At 70.4% G+C, this 16,601-nt stretch carries 16 protein-coding genes; 13 read left to right on the forward strand and 3 right to left on the reverse strand.

What is annotated here, in order from left to right:
* Window positions 1–29: 29 nt before the first annotated feature.
* The 6 genes from DDZ18_RS09930 (at window position 30) to DDZ18_RS09955 (ending at window position 5,309) form a co-directional block, all read left to right on the forward strand.
* Window positions 30–368 (forward strand): DUF1491 family protein, encoded by a 339-nt coding sequence (locus tag DDZ18_RS09930; protein ID WP_109253238.1) that lies wholly within the window; start codon window positions 30–32, stop codon window positions 366–368.
* A gap of 56 nt (window positions 369–424) precedes the next feature.
* A complete protein-coding gene (locus DDZ18_RS09935; protein WP_109253239.1) occupies window positions 425–832 on the forward strand; it encodes a hypothetical protein in 408 nt (135 codons plus the stop codon).
* A 46-nt stretch (window positions 833–878) separates the two neighbouring features.
* The gene (locus DDZ18_RS09940; protein WP_109253240.1) at window positions 879–2,480 is read left to right on the forward strand and encodes a peptide chain release factor 3; all 1,602 of its coding nucleotides are present in this window, start codon (window positions 879–881) and stop codon (window positions 2,478–2,480) included.
* Window positions 2,477–3,721: a mechanosensitive ion channel family protein gene (locus tag DDZ18_RS09945; RefSeq protein ID WP_109253241.1), complete on the forward strand. Its 1,245-nt coding sequence runs from the start codon at window positions 2,477–2,479 to the stop codon at window positions 3,719–3,721. The genes DDZ18_RS09940 and DDZ18_RS09945 overlap by 4 nt, the downstream gene beginning before the upstream one ends.
* Window positions 3,722–3,795: 74 nt before the next feature.
* On the forward strand, window positions 3,796–4,815 hold the full coding sequence (locus DDZ18_RS09950; protein WP_109253242.1) for a Vgb family protein: 1,020 nt from the start codon (window positions 3,796–3,798) through the stop codon (window positions 4,813–4,815).
* A complete protein-coding gene (locus DDZ18_RS09955) occupies window positions 4,812–5,309 on the forward strand; it encodes a choice-of-anchor V domain-containing protein (RefSeq protein WP_146190656.1) in 498 nt (165 codons plus the stop codon). Before DDZ18_RS09950 ends, DDZ18_RS09955 begins: the two co-directional genes overlap by 4 nt.
* Window positions 5,310–5,315: 6 nt before the next feature.
* Here DDZ18_RS09955 and DDZ18_RS09960 read toward each other — a convergent pair whose 3' ends face one another.
* Together DDZ18_RS09960 and DDZ18_RS09965 are read right to left on the reverse strand one after the other, a co-directional pair.
* A complete protein-coding gene (locus tag DDZ18_RS09960; RefSeq protein WP_109253244.1) occupies window positions 5,316–6,401 on the reverse strand; it encodes a DUF2336 domain-containing protein in 1,086 nt (361 codons plus the stop codon).
* A gap of 77 nt (window positions 6,402–6,478) precedes the next feature.
* The gene (locus DDZ18_RS09965) at window positions 6,479–6,901 is read right to left on the reverse strand and encodes a PAN domain-containing protein (RefSeq protein ID WP_158272126.1); all 423 of its coding nucleotides are present in this window, start codon (window positions 6,899–6,901) and stop codon (window positions 6,479–6,481) included.
* 123 nt (window positions 6,902–7,024) lie between these two features.
* On the opposite strand from DDZ18_RS09965, the gene DDZ18_RS09970 reads away from it, so the two are divergent.
* On the forward strand, window positions 7,025–7,951 hold the full coding sequence (locus tag DDZ18_RS09970; RefSeq protein WP_109253246.1) for an ion transporter: 927 nt from the start codon (window positions 7,025–7,027) through the stop codon (window positions 7,949–7,951).
* Here DDZ18_RS09970 and DDZ18_RS09975 read toward each other — a convergent pair.
* On the reverse strand, window positions 7,843–9,813 hold the full coding sequence (locus DDZ18_RS09975) for a transglycosylase domain-containing protein (RefSeq protein ID WP_233245795.1): 1,971 nt from the start codon (window positions 9,811–9,813) through the stop codon (window positions 7,843–7,845). The two genes, DDZ18_RS09970 and DDZ18_RS09975, sit on opposite strands and share 109 nt — an antisense overlap.
* Before the next feature lie 105 nt (window positions 9,814–9,918).
* Here DDZ18_RS09975 and DDZ18_RS09980 point away from each other — a divergent pair, with 105 nt between their 5' ends.
* From DDZ18_RS09980 to DDZ18_RS10005, 6 genes are all read left to right on the forward strand, one after another.
* A complete protein-coding gene (locus DDZ18_RS09980; protein WP_109253248.1) occupies window positions 9,919–10,362 on the forward strand; it encodes a YcgN family cysteine cluster protein in 444 nt (147 codons plus the stop codon).
* 251 nt (window positions 10,363–10,613) lie between these two features.
* Window positions 10,614–13,031, forward strand: coding sequence for a baseplate multidomain protein megatron (locus DDZ18_RS09985; RefSeq protein WP_109253249.1), 2,418 nt, complete (start codon window positions 10,614–10,616; stop codon window positions 13,029–13,031).
* 85 nt (window positions 13,032–13,116) lie between these two features.
* The gene (locus DDZ18_RS09990; protein ID WP_109253250.1) at window positions 13,117–14,046 is read left to right on the forward strand and encodes a DnaJ C-terminal domain-containing protein; all 930 of its coding nucleotides are present in this window, start codon (window positions 13,117–13,119) and stop codon (window positions 14,044–14,046) included.
* Between the two features lie 67 nt (window positions 14,047–14,113).
* A complete protein-coding gene (locus tag DDZ18_RS09995; protein WP_109253251.1) occupies window positions 14,114–14,425 on the forward strand; it encodes a PepSY domain-containing protein in 312 nt (103 codons plus the stop codon).
* A gap of 19 nt (window positions 14,426–14,444) precedes the next feature.
* Window positions 14,445–15,134, forward strand: coding sequence for a response regulator transcription factor (locus DDZ18_RS10000; RefSeq protein WP_109253252.1), 690 nt, complete (start codon window positions 14,445–14,447; stop codon window positions 15,132–15,134).
* Window positions 15,131–16,555 (forward strand): sensor histidine kinase, encoded by a 1,425-nt coding sequence (locus DDZ18_RS10005; protein ID WP_233245796.1) that lies wholly within the window; start codon window positions 15,131–15,133, stop codon window positions 16,553–16,555. Before DDZ18_RS10000 ends, DDZ18_RS10005 begins: the two co-directional genes overlap by 4 nt.
* Window positions 16,556–16,601 lie beyond the last annotated feature (46 nt).

Genomic DNA, 16,601 nt, shown 5'->3' on the forward strand with positions numbered 1-16,601 from the left:
ATTAAGCAATCCTCCTGCCATCAAGCCGCATGCCCGAGGTCAAAACGCGAATCTGGGTGGACGCCCTGCGCTGGCGCGCCGAATCGGCGGGCGCGGCGGTCTATGTCGTCCGCCGCGGCGATCCGGACGCCGGCGCGGTGATCGTGAAAGTCTCGATGCAGGACGGGTTCGCGCGCCTGCTGGCGCCGGCGCGCGATTTCGAGGGCGAGCGGATCTGGACCTGGCCGCTCGGCGCGGAGCCGCTGCAGTCCGAGCGCGCCGACGGTTATATCGCGCGGCGCGCCCAGGACGATCCCGATCTCTGGGCGCTCGAGATCGAGGACCGTCAGGGTCGACACTTCCTTACCGAGCCGGTTGAGAACTCTTAACCGGCATACGGCATGCTCTCGCCGGATTGTGGGGCTAGAGGTATCCGGCGGCTGTCATGCTGTTTCTTTTCAATGACGTCGTGTTCGATGTGGGCGATCCGCGCGAGACCGCGATGCGTTGCGGCGCGCCGTTCAGCGCGGGCCAGCTCATGTCGGTCAATGTCGCCCAGGCGGCCAAGATGGTCCGCGAGGCCGTTTTCGCCGATCCGGCAATCGCCCAGTCGCATGACGAGAAGCCGCGCTTTCTGGCCGCGCTGATCGCCTGGAAGACCAAGCAGGCCAACGCCATGCTCGCCGTGCGGCCGACGGCGTCCAAGTCGGCGCTCGACGTGAATATCCGGCTCGCCGCGGCGTCGACGCCGGTGATGCAGCGGCTTCTCGCCTTGCAGGAAAACGGGCGCCTGACGCTCCGGGCGGCCGAGGATGCGATCTGGGCGGTGGCGCCGGCGCGCTTGCGCGCCTGAGCGGGCTTCGCTACGTCGCGTCTCACGACGCTGACCGGACGCCTCCATGACCGACGCCAACACCGACGCGCCCTGGGCGCGCCGGCGCACCTTCGCCATCATCTCCCATCCCGACGCGGGCAAGACCACGCTGACGGAGAACATCCTGCACACCGCCGGCGCTATCCGGCTGGCCGGCCAGGTGCGCGCGCGCGGCGAGAACCGGCGCACGCAGTCGGACTGGATGAAGATCGAGCGCGAGCGCGGCATCTCGGTGTCGGCGTCGGTGATGACGTTCGAGTACGGCGGACTCCTGTTCAACCTGCTCGACACGCCCGGCCACGAGGACTTTTCCGAGGACACCTATCGCACGCTGACGGCGGCCGACTCCGCGGTGATGGTGCTCGATGCCGCGCGCGGCGTGGAGCCGCGCACGCTCAAGCTGGTCGAGGTCTGCCGCCTCCGCGACATCCCGATCATCACCTTCATCAACAAGATGGACCGGGAGGCGATGGATCCTTCCGAGCTGATCGACGACATCCAGGACAAGCTCGCCCTCGACGCCGCGCCGATGCAGTGGCCGTGCGCGTCGGGCGACCGCTTCCGGGGCGTGGCCGATCTCGCCTCGAACGCCTTCATTCTCTACAAGCGCCCCGCCGCTGGCGAGGAGATCGCCGAGCAGTCCGAGCGCTTCGACCTGGACGGCGACGAGATCGAGGCCGCGCTGTCGGCCGAGGAACTCGACGAGGTGCGCGAGGGCGCCGAGCTCGCCCGCGAGGTCTGCGTTCCGTTCAAGGAGCAGAGCTATCGCGAGGGCCATCTCACGCCGGTCTATTTCGGCACGGCGCTGAGACGCTTCGGCGTGCGCGAGCTGCTCGACGCGCTCGTGGAGATGGCCCCGGGGCCGGAGCCGCAGCCCGCGACCGGCGGTCCGTCGGACACGCTTGATCCTGACGGCAAGGAAGTCGCCGGCTTCGTGTTCAAGATCCAGGCGAACATGGATCCCAACCATCGCGACCGGGTGGCGTTCATGCGGCTGTGCTCGGGCCGCTTCAAGCGCGGCATGAAGCTCAAGACCGACGCCGGCAAGACGGTGTCGGTGCACAATCCGATCCTGTTCTTCGCCTCCGACCGGGAGCTCGCCGAGGAGGCCTTCGCCGGCGACGTCATCGGCGTGCCCAATCACGGCGTGCTGCGCGTTGGCGACACGCTGTCGGAAAGCGGCAAGTGGCGGGTGGCCGGCATCCCGAACTTCGCCCCCGAGATCCTGCGCCGCGCGCGGCTGCAGGACCCGCTCAAGGCCAAGCATCTGAAAAAGGCGCTCGAAAGCCTCGCCGAGGAGGGCGTCACCCAGCTCTTCCGCATGCAGACGGGCGGCGACTTCATCATCGGCGCGGTCGGCGCCCTGCAGATCGACGTGATGGCCCAGCGCGTCGCGGCCGAATACGGTCTCGACGTCGCCTTCGAGCCCAGCCCGTACGACACCGCGCGCTGGATCGGCGGCGAGCGCGACAAGATCGAGGCCTTCGCCGACCGCCACAAGACGGCGATCGCCGAGGACATCGACGGCGATCCCGTCTTCATGGCCAAATCGGCCTGGGAGGTGGGCTACACCCAGGAGAAGTGGCCTGACATCGACTTCCTGAAGGCCAAGGAGCGGGCGGCATGAGCGCGGCGAACGGCGAGGCGGGGATCTTCAGCGTCCAGTCGATCGAGGACCTCTGGGCGCTCGTCGTGGAGGCGTGGGACACCAGCTTTCTCGGCATGAATGTCGGCGACGGCCTCATGGCCGTCGGCGTCCTGCTGGTCGCCTTCCTGTTCCGCGGCCTGTTTTCGCGGCTCCTGAAGGTCGTGCTCAAGCGCCAGGTCGAGCGCACCGAGACGCTGCTCGACGACAAGGTGCTCCACGCCGTCAGCCCCCCGCTCAAGCTCGTGCCGGTCATCGCGGGCGTCTATATCGCCGTGCTCGTTCTGGGCCTGGACGGGCCGGACGGGGCGGGCGCGGGCGTCAAGCTCGTCCAGTCGCTCATCGTGATCGCGCTGTTCTGGGCGCTCTACAACGCGGTGATGCCGGTCTCGCACCTGCTGCACGGCCTGCGCGAGCTGCTCACGCCGGTGCTCGTCGACTGGCTGGCCAAGGCGCTGCGCATCCTGTTCCTGATTGTCGGCGCCGGCGCGGTGCTGCAGGTCTGGGGCATCCCCGTCGCGCCGATCGTCGCCGGCCTCGGCCTGTTCGGCGTCGCCGTCGGCCTCGGCGCCCAGGACCTGTTCAAGAACCTGATCGCCGGCCTGCTCATCCTCACCGAGAAGCGCTTCGTGCCCGGCGAATGGATCCTCGTCGACGGCGTCGTCGAGGGCCATGTCGAGAAGATCAATTTCCGCTCGACGCTGGTGCGCCGCTTCGACAAGAGCCCCGTCTACGTGCCCAACAGCTTCCTCGCCGACAATGCGGTGACGAACTTCACCCGCATGACCCATCGCCGGATCAAGTGGTATATCGGCGTCGAGTACAAGACGACGGTCGACCAGCTCAAATACATCCGCGACCACGTCATGGCCTATATCGAGGCCAACGAGGAGTTCGCCCAGGCGCCCGAGGTCTCGACCTTCATGCGCGTGGACTCCTTCGGCGCCTCGTCGATCGATTTCCTGCTCTACGCCTTCACCCGCTCGACGAGCTGGCTGGAATGGCTGCGGATCAAGGAAGAGCTCGCCTTCGAGATCAAGCGCATCGTCGAAGAGGGCGCGGGCACGGCCTTCGCCTTCCCGTCGACGACGATCTACATGGACGACGGCTCGGAAGTCTTCGTGCCGCCGCAGGTGCGCGAGCATTCCGCGGCGAAGACGGCCGCGATCGAGGATCAGCGCGCCGGCGGCGAGAGCGACGCGGGCGAGGACGGCGGCCGCTGAGGCGCGGGCGGCGCCCCCTGTCATGGCGCGCGCAAAGCTCTATCCTTGCGGCCGAACCGCAGGGGAGACTTGTCATGCGTCACGCCATCATCGCGTCCGCCGCCGCCGCCCTCGCCGCCGGCGCGGCCTCGGCCCAGGACTTCGCCAGCGAGCCGGGCGAGGGCGAAATCCTCATCGAGGAATGGACCGTTCCCTGGGAGAACACGCGCCCGCGCGATCCCTACACGATCGACGGCGAGACGGTCTGGTTCGTCGGCCAGCGCGCCGATTATCTCGGCCGTTTCGACGTCGGGTCGCAAAGCTTCGCGCGCATCGACATGCGCGAGGGCGCCGGGCCGCACAACGTCATCGTCGATGACGCCGGCGATCCCTGGTATGCGGGCAATCGCGACGCCCACATCGCGCGCTACGACGTCGAGACGGGCGAATTCGACTTCATCGAGATGCCCGACGGTCATCCGCGCGACCCCCACACCCAGGTGTTCGATTCCAACGGCGACATCTGGTTCACCGGCCAGGGCGCCAACACGATCTCGAAGCTCACCCTCTCCGATCGTTCGGTCGAGACGATCGCCGTCCCCACCGAGGGCGCGCGGCCCTACGGCATCAAGATCGCGCCCGACGGGACGATCTGGGTGGCGCTGCTGGGAACCAACAAGCTCGCCTCGGTCGATCTCGAGACGATGGCGCTCACCGAACACGTCCTGCCGCGCGAGGCCGCCCGGCCGCGCCGGCTGGCGATCACCTCGGACGGCCGCGTCTGGTACGTCGACTACATGGAAGGCTGGCTAGGCGCGTTCGATCCCGAAGACGGCTCGATCGAGGAATGGCGCGCGCCGGGTGAAGCCGAGTCGCGGCCCTACGCCGCGGCGCGGGACTCGCAGGACCGCATCTGGTTCGTCGAGACCGGCCCCGAGCCGAACAATTTCGTCGGCTTCGATCCCGAGTCCGAGGTGTTCTTCTCCCAGACGCCGGTTCCCTCTGGCGGCGGCACGGTGCGCCACATGCAGTACTTCGCCCCCGACGGCGTGATCTGGTTCGGCGCCGACACCAACATGATCGGCCGCGCCGTCGTGGAGCCGGCCGCCGAATGAGGCGTCTGGTCTGCGCCATGGTCTGGGCCCTCGCCGGCCTCGCGCCGGCGCTAGCCTATCCAGACGGCGCGCCCTGGGGCCACACGGGCGCGTCCGGCGAAGGGACGTGCCAGTCCTGCCACGGCGCGCAGGATGCGGTGCGCAGCTCCACCCGCATCATTCTCGAGGGACTGCCCGAAGCGATCGAACCCGGCGCGCGCTACGCGCTGACCATCCGGCTGGACGCTCCGGCGGAGATCAGGGGCTTCCAGATCGCGGCGACGGATGCGGGCGGCGCCGACGCCGGCGGGTTCGCCGCCGTCGACGAGACGGTCGAGGCCGACGGCGCGCGGGCGCGATCGGTTTCGCCGGCTTCCGAGTGGATGCTCGCGTGGACGGCGCCCGAAGTCGCGCCGTCGTCGCTGGTCTTCTCTGTGGCGATGGTGGCGGGCAATGACGACGCCTCGCCCTTCGGCGACGTCGTTCACCTGCGCCGGTTCACGATCGGCGAGTGAGCCGCCTCAGGCCGCGGCCATGTCGCGGCGCATGCGCCAGAACCGCATGGCGCGCTCGGCGACGGCCGGTTCGATGGCGTCGTAGTGGCGGCCATAGTCCTCGGCGGCGGCGAAGGCGTCCCGCCGGTCGCCCTCGCGCAGCATGGCCAGGGTGACGAAGAGCGGACGCTCGAAATTCGCCGCCTTGCAGATCAGCGCCAGCGGATCGAGCGACTCGTGGTCGAGCGCGCGCTTGGCGGCGCTGAAATCGACGCCGGCCAGCTCGGCGAAGGCGACGCAGAAATGGACATGCTTGCGCTCGCGCAAGAGCGAGGCGAGCAGCGAGCCGTTCAGCTCCTTGCGCATGCTCTTGGTGGCGACGAATTTCTCGGCCTCGGCGATGTCCTTGTCCTCGGCCAGCCGAGCGCGCAGCCGGGCGTCGGAGGCGGCGAGGGCGTCCTCGAGCGCCTTGGGCTCCAGGCCGTCGAAGCGCTGGAGGATGGTCTCGCGCAGCGTCGATTTGACGACGACGAGGAGATCGTTGAGCAGGTCGGGCGGGGTGTCCTGGCGGCCGACGAGCGGCGCCTGGAGCGTTTCGCTCTCCTGGGCGCGGCGGGTCACCTCCTCGTAGACGCGCCGCGAGAGGCTGGCGTTGTCGTTGCTGACCAGGGTGGCGACGGTCTCGTCGTCGCCGTGTTCGACGATGGCCTCGGAGACCTTCTCGGAAACGTCCTCGCGCTGCGAGATCGCCCGCATGTGCTGCTGGCTGGCCTCCTCGACGATGGCGACAAGGTCCTCCTCGCTCAGCGCCGACGAGCCCTGAAGGACGGGCGCGGCGACTTCAATCGCGTCGCGGGCGAGCTGGAGGATCAGATCGCGCGGCGCGGCCTCGGCGTCGGCGAAGCGGCGCGACAGCTCGACGCGCGCGTCCTGGGCGGCCTGGCTGGCGAGCACTGAGAGGATCTCGCCGAACTGCGACTGGACGCTGGAGCCGGCCTCGGCCTCGGTGTCGAAGAAGAGATCGGTCACCTCGCGCAGAAGCTCGCGCCGGCGGTCCGAGGACTTCTCCTTCGCGAGCGCGGTCAGTGCGTCCAGTTTCGACAAGCCGCTCATTCAGGCCTCCTGCGGGAAGACAGCTCCTGCATCCTCAGATCGGCCGGTAAAGAAACCGTGCGTCGATATGGTGAATCTCATTGCGGCGCCGCGCCGGCGAGCTCGCCGCCGAGTTCGGTCGCGATCGCCAGATCGCCCGAGGCGGGATGGCCGTCGAGAACGATGAGCGCGCGCTGCTCGATCCGGTTCGGCGGGCGCTCGCCGGCGGCCTCGATGCGCGCGGCGACGTCTTCGGACAGGCCGGTCACGGCGACGGGATGCGGCGCGGGCGTGCGCGCGGAGGAGAGCAGCTCGCACCGTCCGCCGCGGTCGGGCCGCGCCGGCCGCCAGGTCCATGCCCGGCAGCGGGCCTCCAGCGCGCAGGTCGCCGAGCACGCCGCCCAGCTCTCTGCGGGCGCGCCGTGGAGACGCTCGATCACCGCGCCGCGGCGTTCATGGCCTTCGAGCACGGCGCCGTCGGGCAGGCCGCCCGCGCCGGCGAGCAGTAGGAGAGGAAGCATCCAGGTCATGCCGCGATGGTAGTGCGGCCGTCTTGATAAAGCCTTGCCGCGCGAAGGCCGTTGCGCGCCGCGACGGTCGCGTCTAACGAACGGGCGAGGCTGTCCGGCTGGAGACGGGATCTGATGACGAGCGAGGTCGAAAGCGCCGGGAAGGACCGCAGCCGGCTCTCCCGATTGGTCGAGAGCGCGGCCTTCCGGCACTTCATCACCGGGCTGATCCTGATCAACGCGCTCATTCTCGGCGCGACCACCTATCCGCTGCCGGACGATGTTGTCGCCGCGCTGCATCTGGCCGACAGCGTCATCATCGGCATGTTCGTCGTCGAGCTGACGCTGAAGATGGTCGCCTGGCGGGGCCGCTTCTTCACCTCCGGCTGGAACTGGTTCGACCTGTTCGTCGTGGGCATATCGCTCGTGCCGAGCGCGGGCGCGTTCACCGTGCTGCGGGCCTTGCGCGTGCTGCGCCTGTTCCGGCTGTTCTCGGTGCTGCCCCAGATGCGCGCCGTCGTGGAGGCGCTCGCCCGCGCCATCCCCGGCATGGGCGCGATCCTTCTGGTGCTCGGGTTGATCTTCTACGTCGCCGCGGTGATGGGCGCGAAGCTGTTCGCGGGCACGCATCCGCAATTCTTCGGCGATCTCGGCGCCTCGGCCTTCACCCTGTTCCAGGTGATGACGCTGGAGAGCTGGTCGATGGCGGTCGCCCGGCCGGTCGGCGAGGCGCATCCCTTCGCCTGGGTGTTCTTCGTCGTCTTCATCATCCTGACGAGCTTCGCGGTCTTGAACCTGTTCATCGCGGTGATCGTGGACTCGCTCCAGTCGAAGCATTTCGACGAGGAGACGGAGCGCCAGGAGACCGCCCATGACGAGCGCACGGAGCTGCTCGCCGAAATTCGATCGATGCGATCGGAGATCGCCGAATTGCGCGCCGCTCTGGGCGGGCCTCAGCCTTCCACGGGAGCGGGATCCAGCTCCTCCTCGAACGACGAGGATTCGAGCGCTTCGTCCGACGCCTCGAGCACGTCGCCGAAGGACGCCGACAGCGCCGAGTAGAAGGCCGCGAGGCTCTCCTCGCGCTCGGTGCGCCGCCGCGGCGCCGGCGCCGAGAGCGGCTCCGGTTCGACGCCTTCGTGGGCGGCGGTCATGAACGTCCGCCAGATCTGGGCGGGCAGCTCGCCGCCGGTGACGTCGTCCATTGGCGCGTCGTCGTCGTTTCCGACCCACACGCCGGCGGCGAGCTGGGCGGTGTAGCCGACGAACCAGGCGTCGCGGCTGTTCTGGCTGGTGCCGGTCTTGCCCGCGGCCTGCCGGCCGGGTAGGCGGGCGCGCCGGCCCGTGCCTTCCTCGATCACGGCCTGCAGCAGCGTCGACATCGCCCGGGCGTCCTCTCGCGGGATCACCTGCGCGCCGCGTTCGGACTCGTGGCGATACAGCACCTCGCCGCGCGAATTGCGGATCTCCGAGATGATCCAGGGCGGCCGGCGCCGGCCGTCATTGGCGAACACGGTGTAGGCGCCGGTGAGGTCGATCAGCTTCACCTCCTCGGCGCCCAGCGTAATCGCGGCGTGCGGGCTCATTTCAGTGGTGATCCCGAGCCGCTCGGCCATCTCGGCGACCAGCTCCGGGCCGGCGGCGAGGCCGGCCTGGGCGGCGACGGTGTTGATCGAGCGCTTGAGCGCGTCGGCGATGGTGATGCGGCCGCGATAGCCGCCGCCGTAATTCTCCGGGCTCCAGCCCTCGATCTCGATCGGGGCGTCCTCGAAGGCGGTGTAGGGCTCCATGCCCGCCTCGAAGGCCGCGGCGAAGACGATCGGCTTGAACGCCGAGCCGGGCTGGCGCAGCGCCTGCGTGGCCCGGTTGAACTGGCTCTCGGCGTAGTCGCGTCCGCCGACCATGGCGCGCACCGCGCCGTCGAGTTCGAGCGCGACCAGCGCGCCTTCGCCGGCGTCGACGGCCTCGCCCTCCTCGGCGAGCACGGTCTCGACGGCGTCGTCGGCGGCGCGCTGAAGATCGCGGTCGATGGTCGTCTCGATCACCAGGTCGGGCGCGGCCTCCTCCTCGCCCAGCAGGCGCTCGGCCTCGGCGGCGACGAAATCGAAGATGTGGCCGTAGCGGTTGGGGTCGATCGTCTCGAGCGCGTCGGCGGTCGGCGCGGCCTGCGTGTTCACCGCGGTGAGATAGGTCATGCCGTCGACATAGCCCGCCTCCATCATGTCGCGCAGGACCTGGGAGGCGCGGGCCTGGGCGGCCTCGAGATTGACCGTCGGGGCGAGCCGGCTCGGTGCCTTGGGCAGGGCGGCGAGGATGGCGGCCTCCTGAAGCGTCAGCTCGCGGGCGGACTTGTCGAAATAGCGCTGGGCGGCGGCCTCGATGCCGTAGGCCTGCTCGCCGAGATAGATGCGGTTGATGTAGAGCTCGAGGATCTCGTCCTTGGTCAGCCGGTTCTCCAGCTGCATCGCCAGGCGCATCTCCTGGAGCTTGCGCCGGATCGTCCGCTCCGGCGACAGGATCAGGTTCTTCACCAGCTGCATGGTGATGGTCGAACCGCCCTGGAGCGTGTCGCGCGCGCGCACATTGACCACCAGCGCGCGCAGCATGGAGCGCCAGTCGACGCCGTCATGGCTGTAGAAGCGCTGGTCCTCGATCGCCATGAAGGCCTGGGGCACGTAGGAGGGCAGCTCCTCCAGCCGCACGATCTCGCCGTAGCGCGGGCCGCGCACGCTCAGCACCTCGCCGTCGCGGTCGAGCACGGTCAGCGCCGGCTCGCGGCGGGTCTCCCACAGAATCTCGGCGCTTTCGGGCGGGGCGGGCAGGTCGCTGAACGCCCAGTGCCAGAACACCGCCGCGCCGGTCAGCGCGGCGACCAGGCCGAGCAGGACCACCCCGCCGATGATGGCGGGCAGGCGCCGCGCCAAGCGCCTGGCGAACGGCTCGCGTATGTCGGCGCGGAAGGTGATCGACTCGTCCCCGGCTGAATGCGGCCCCTCTCATCAACGCCCGAAGACGGCTAAATTCGGGCGATGACCGATGAACGTCCCTTCTACGAGCGCAAGACGCTCGAGGAAATGACTTCCTCCGAATGGGAGTCGCTGTGCGACGGCTGCGGCAAGTGCTGCGTCTTGCTGCTGGTCGACGCCGATGATCCCGAGGAACGCGTGCGCCGCACCGACGTGGGCTGCCGCCTGCTCGATCTGAAGACCGTGCGCTGCGGCGACTACGCGAACCGGCATCAGCGCGTGCCGGGCTGCGTGCGGCTGACGCCGGAGAATATCGGGCAGCTGCACTGGATGCCGGACACCTGCGCCTATCGTCTGATCAACGAGGGCCGGCCGCTGCCCGACTGGCATCCGCTGAAGACCGGCGATCCGGACTCGACGCGCAAGGCCGGCGTCGGCGTGCACGGAACGCTGGTCAGCGAACGCGACGTCGACGACGCCGATCTCGAGGATCATATCCTGGAGTGAGGGGGCGGCTTCACTCGCTCTCTCCCGGCGCAAGCCGGGACCCAGAGATCGTTGAACGCTCCGCTTGTCCTCTCCTGGGCCCCGACTTCCGTCGGGGAAGAGAGGATTGGTGATGACGCGCTTGGGCGAAGCGGGGACAAGCGCCCCGCCAATCCCCGCTGCTCGAACTTCTTTCCCCAACAAAACCAGTGCACTGCGCGAAAAACCGCAGAAACGATCCGACCGAGGCGGCGATCGCGTAGTCTTCGGGCATGGTCGACAAAACCGGCGAGACGCCGCGGCGCGGGGCCGACTGGACCGCCAATTTCGGCCACCAGCCCGCCGACGGCGACCGGCTCTTCCATCTCGACCCGCTGTGGAGCGATCCCGAGATCGATTTCGTCGGGATCGACTGGTACGTCCCGCTCGCCGACTGGCGCGAGGGCGACGCCCATCTCGACGCGCTCGCCGGAGCGGGCTCGATCCACGACCGGGCCTATCTCGCCTCCAATGTCGAGGGCGGGGAGGGCTATGACTGGTTCTACGCCAGCCCCGCCGACCGCGACGCGCAGATCCGCACCCCGATCACCGACGGCGCCTACGACGAGGACTGGGTCTTCCGCTTCAAGGACCTCAGGCGCTGGTGGTCGAACGCCCATCACGACCGCATCGGCGGCGTGCGCCAGCCGGAGCCGACGGGCTGGACGCCGATGTCGAAGCCCGTCCGTTTCGTCGAATACGGCTGTCCCGCCGTCGACAAGGGCGCCAACCAGCCCAACGTCTTCATCGATCCCAAGAGCGCGGAAAGCGCCGCGCCCTATTTCTCCACGGGCGCGCGCGACGACCTGATCCAGCGGCGCTGGATCGAGGCGCTGCTCGACTGGTGGGACGACGAACACGGCCGCAACCCGGTCTCGCCGGTCTATGGCGGGCCGATGATCGATCTCGATCACTGCCTCGCCTGGACATGGGACGCGCGGCCCTTTCCCGCATTCCCCGGCCTCTCGAAGGTCTGGAGCGACGCCCCCAACTGGACCACCGGCCACTGGCTCACCGGCCGCGCCGGACAGTCCGCGCTCGGCCGCATCGTTGCGGATATCTGCGCACGCGCCGGGATCGCGACGGTCGACGTGTCCGCGCTGGACGGCGTGCTGGCGGGTTTCCTGATCGATCGCACGACGAGCGCGCGCGCCGTCCTGGAGGCGCTGGGCGCGGTCTTCGGCTTCTCGCTCGTCGACCGCGCCGACGGCCCCGCGGCGGTTTCCGCGTCGGCGGACGCGACGACGGAGCTTTCATCCGACGCGCTGGCGCGCCCCGACGACGCTCCGCCGCTCGCTTTCACCCGTCTCGGCGGGCCGGAGCGCCCGGTCGAGGCGCGCCTGGCCCATATCGCCGACGACGGAAGCTATCGACCCGCGAGCGCCTATGGCCGCGGCGTCGACGCCGAGCGCGAACGCCTGATCGACCTGTCCCTGCCCGTGCTCGCCGATCCCGATCTCGCCGCGTCCTGGGCGCGGGCCGCGCTCGCGCGGGCGGTCGCCGCGGCCGAAGGCGCGGACGCCGTGCTGCCGCCGTCCCTTGCGCGCCTGGAGCCGGGCGACGCGGTCACGCTCGACGCCGGTCCGCAGGGCCGCGCCTGGTCGATCGCCGCGCTGGACGGGCTGGCGCTGAGAAGCGCGGCGTTCGCCGGCGCCGCCCCGGCCGCGACAAGCCTCGCCGGTCCGGTGCCCGGACCCGGCGCGCCGGCGCCGGTCTATCCGCGCCCAGTGATCCATCTGCTCGACCTGCCGCTGGCGCCAGGCGAGGGCGAGGCGCGCGGCGGGCTGTGGGCGGCGGCGAGCGCGGACCCCTGGCCCGGCGAGATCGTCGTCCACGCCGGCGCCGACGCGGCGTCGACGACCGAACGCGCCCGCATCACCCGTCGCGCGGTGGCGGGGGTTCTCGCCGAGCCGCTCGGCCCGGGCGTCGAAGGCCGCTGGGACCGCGCGAATGCGCTGATCGTCCGCCTGGATTCCGGCGCGCTTTCTTCGGCCGAGCGGCTCTCCGTGCTCGCCGGCGCCAACCGGATCGCGGTCGCCGGCCCGTCGGGCTGGGAGGTCGTGCAGTTCAGGACGGCCGAGCTCACGGCGTCGGACACGTGGCGGCTGACCGGGCTCCTGCGCGGGCTGGGCGGGAGCCCAGCCGACGGCGCGCCGCCGGGCGCGGCGGCCGTCCTGCTCGACGGGGCCGGCGCGATCGTTCCGGTCGCCGATCATGAACGCGGCGTTGCGCTCAGCATCATTGCGGTTCCCGCCGGCCGCAGCGTCGACGACATCGCCGCGCGCATCACATCGGCGACCTACGGCGCTGTCGATCTTCGCCCGCTTTCGCCGGTGCATCTGCGCGTCGAGACCTTCGCCGACGGCCTCTCGCTGAGCTGGATCCGGCGCACCCGCATCGGCGGCGACGCGTGGACGGCGGGCCGCGTCCCGCTCGGCGAGGCGCGCGAGGCGTATCGCGTGGAGCTGCTGGACTCGGGCGGGGCGGTCGTCTCCGAGCGCGAAACGGCGGCGTCTGCGCTCGATCTATCCGACGCGGAGCTTTCCGCGCTCTATCCCGGCGGGCTTTCCGGCGCGCGCTGGCGGGTCGCCCAGATCTCCGACGCGATCGGTCCCGGCGCGGCCGCGGAGATGTCGCTGGCCGCGAGCTAGGCGCTTGCGGTGGCGCAAATCGTGCGTACATGAAGGAAAATCACGTGTAACCGCGTTCTGATCGCTTCGTCCGCACGGGACTGCTATGACCACGACCGCAATGAAGGACCCCTACGCGATTCTCGGCGTATCGAAATCGGCCACCGCCGAGGAGATCCGCAAGGCCTACCGCAAGCTCGCCAAGGAGCTGCACCCGGACACGCGTCCGGACGACAAGGCCGCCGAGGAGCGTTTCAAGGAGGTCGGACAGGCCTTCAAGCTTTTGTCCGATCCGGAGACCCGCGCCAAGTACGACCGCGGCGAGATCGACGCCGAGGGCAATGAGCGCGCGCCGTTCCACTACCGCTCGCGGCCGGGCGCCGGCGCCAGCCAGCGCGGTCCCTCGGGCCGGTTCGAGGATCTCGGCGACATCTTCTCCGACCTGTTCGGCGAGTTCGGCCAGGGCGGCCCCGGCGGCGGCCGGCGCCGCGGCCCGCCGCCCATGCGCGGCGCCGATGTGCGCGGCAAGGTCGAAATCAGCTTCGAGGAAGCCATCAAGGGCGGAAAGCGCCGGGTGAGCGCGCCGGGCGGCCGGGCGCTCGACGTCGCCATTCCCGCCGGCGTCGAGGACGGCCAGGTGCTGCGCCTCAAGGGCCAGGGCGGGCAGGGCCAGGCCGGCGGACCGGCCGGCGATGCGCTGGTCGAGGTCAGGATCCGGTCCCATCCCTGGTTCCGGCGCGACGGCGACGCGGTCCGCGTCGACTTGCCCATCTCGATCAAGGAAGCCGTGCTGGGCGCCAAGGTCCGCGCGCCGACCGTCGACGGCCCCGTCGAAGTGCGGGTGCCGGCGGGATCGAGTTCGGGCGCGCTGCTGCGCCTGCGCGGCAAGGGCGCCCCGAAGGCGTCCGGCGGGCGCGGCGATCAGATCATCCGCCTGCTCGTCGACGTGCCGACCGACGACGCCGAGCTCGAACGCTTCGCGGAGACATGGACGCCGCCGGCGGGTTACGATCCGCGCAAGCGCTTCAGGCGCTGAGGCGCATGAACGGCGGCCGCTGGTCCCGTTCAGCACGGGTTCAGACCGCCCGGGCGATAAGGAGGGCATGATCCGCACGCTCGCATCCGCGCTGGTTCTCGCCGCCGCCGTCCTGTCCACGGACGTCGCCGCGGCCCAGAACTTCGACCCGCGTTCGCGCTATTCCGCCGACGAGGCCCGGGATGCGCGCGACGAGGGCCGGGTGCTGCCCGCCCGGCAGGTGATCGACAGCGTGCGGCGCCGCTATCCCGGCGCCCAGGTGCTCGACGCCGAGCTCGTGGGCTCGCGCAACCCCTTCTACATCATCAAGATCCTGACGTCGGACGGCCGGCGCCGGGATGTGCGGGTGGATGCGCGGACCGGGCGGATCCTGTCCTGAGGCCGAGAGGGAGGTCGCCATGCGCGTCCTGATCGTGGAAGACGAGCCCGACCTGAGCCGCCAGCTGGCCGAGACGCTCGATCACGCCGGCTACGCCGTGGACACGGCGCCGGACGGCGAGGAGGGTTGGTTCCTCGGCGACACCGAACCCTATGACGTCGTCGTGCTCGATCTCGGTCTGCCCAAGCTCGACGGCGTGACGGTTCTGGAGCGCTGGCGCGAGGCCGGCCGCGATTTCCCGGTGCTGATCCTGACCGCCCGCGACCGCTGGAGCGAGAAGGTGGCCGGGTTCGACGCCGGCGCCGACGACTATCTCACCAAGCCCTTCCACCCCGAGGAGCTGCTCGCGCGGCTGCGCGCGCTGACGCGCCGGGCGGCCGGTCACGCCTCGTCGACGCTGGAAAGCGGCGATCTCACGATCGACACGCGGGGCGCCCGGGTCTTTCTCGGCGACCGGCTGGTCAAGCTCACCTCGCACGAGTTCCGGCTGCTCAGCTACCTGATGCATCACCAGGATCGCGTGATCTCGCGCACCGAGCTGGTCGAGCACATCTACGACCAGGATTTCGACCGCGATTCCAACACGATCGAGGTGTTCGTCGGCCGCCTGCGCAAGAAGATCGGCTCCGACCGGATCGAGACCGTGCGCGGGCTCGGCTACCGGCTCGTCGATCCCGCCGCCGACAAAGCCGACGTGAAGGCCGGGTGACGGCGGAGGGCGACACCGGACTCGCCCGCCGCGGCTCGCTCGTACGGCGGCTCGTCGTCACCGCCGCGGCCTGGGCCGCGGCGGTCCTGATGCTGGGCGCATTCGCGCTGACCCTGCTGTTCCGCGAAACCGTTCTGTCCGATCTCGACGACCGGCTCGCCGGCGTCGCCGAGTCGCTCATCGCCTCGGTCGAAGTGAGCGAGGACGGCGCCCTGGCCACGCCGCGCCAGCCGCTCGATCCCCGCTACGGGCAGGTCTTCTCCGGACGCTACTGGCAGATCACGCCCCTCGGCGACGCGTCGCCGGGCGACGGCGAACTGCGATCGCGCTCGCTATGGGACGATCGCCTCGTCCCGTCCGCCGAGCTGGTCGACGCCGCGCTGGCCGAACCGGGGCGCGCGGCGACCGGGGCGGCGACCGGCCCCGACGGCGAGCCGCTGAGGATCGTGGTGCGCGCCGTCAGCCTGCCGGGGCTCGAGACGCCCGCCCTGTTCATCGCCGCCGAGGATCGCCGGCCGGCGGACCGCCGCGTGGCGCGCTTCGCGCTGACCGCGGCGGGACTGTTCGCCGCCTTCGCCGCGGCGCTCGTCATCGGCGTGTTCGTCCAGGTCCGCGTGGGCCTCGCCCCGGTGCTGCGCATGGGGCGCGAGGTGGCCCAGGTCCGCGACGGGGCGGCCGAGCGCATCAGCGGCGCCTATCCCGCCGAACTCATCCCGCTGGGCGGCGAACTCAACGCCCTGCTGGACCATTCGCGCGAAGTCGTCGGCCGCGCGCGCACCCATGTCGGCAATCTCGCCCACGCGCTGAAGACGCCGATCACCGTGCTGTCCAACGAGGCGCGCGGCGAGGAGGGCCCGCTCGCCGATCTCGTGCGCCGGCAGACCGCCGTCATGTCCGATCAGGTCGAGCACCATCTGCGCCGCGCCCGCGCCGCGGCGAACGCTACGGCCATCGGCGCGCGCACGCCGGTCGGGCCCGTCATCGACGATCTCGGCCGGACCCTGCGGCGCATCCACGACCGGCGCGGGATCGCGATCGACTGGTCGTCGCCGGGCGAACTGGCGTTCCGCGGCGAGCGCCAGGACCTCGAGGACCTCGTCGGCAATCTCGTCGACAACGCCTGCAAGTGGGCCGCCGTCCAGGTGCGCGTCGAGGCGCGGCCGATCGAGGGATCGCGGTTCGAGATCCGCGTCGAGGACGATGGTCCCGGCCTGTCGGAGGCCGAACGCGAACAGGCGCTCGCGCGCGGGGTGCGCCTCGACGAGCAGACGCCGGGCGCGGGGCTCGGCCTGGCCATCGTCGATGATCTCGCGCGGGCCTATGGCGGCGCGCTCAATCTCGAGCGCTCCGAGCTCGGCGGCCTCCTGGCGCGGCTGGAGCTGCCGCGCGCGCGGGCGACGACAGAGGAAACGCCGGGTTAACCGTATTTTTCTATGCCTGATGTCTGGGTTTCCGGACGTTCGGGCG

Origin of the sequence: Marinicauda salina (assembly GCF_003122085.1) — a bacterium.
GTDB classification, from domain to species: domain Bacteria; phylum Pseudomonadota; class Alphaproteobacteria; order Caulobacterales; family Maricaulaceae; genus Maricicauda_A; species Maricicauda_A salina.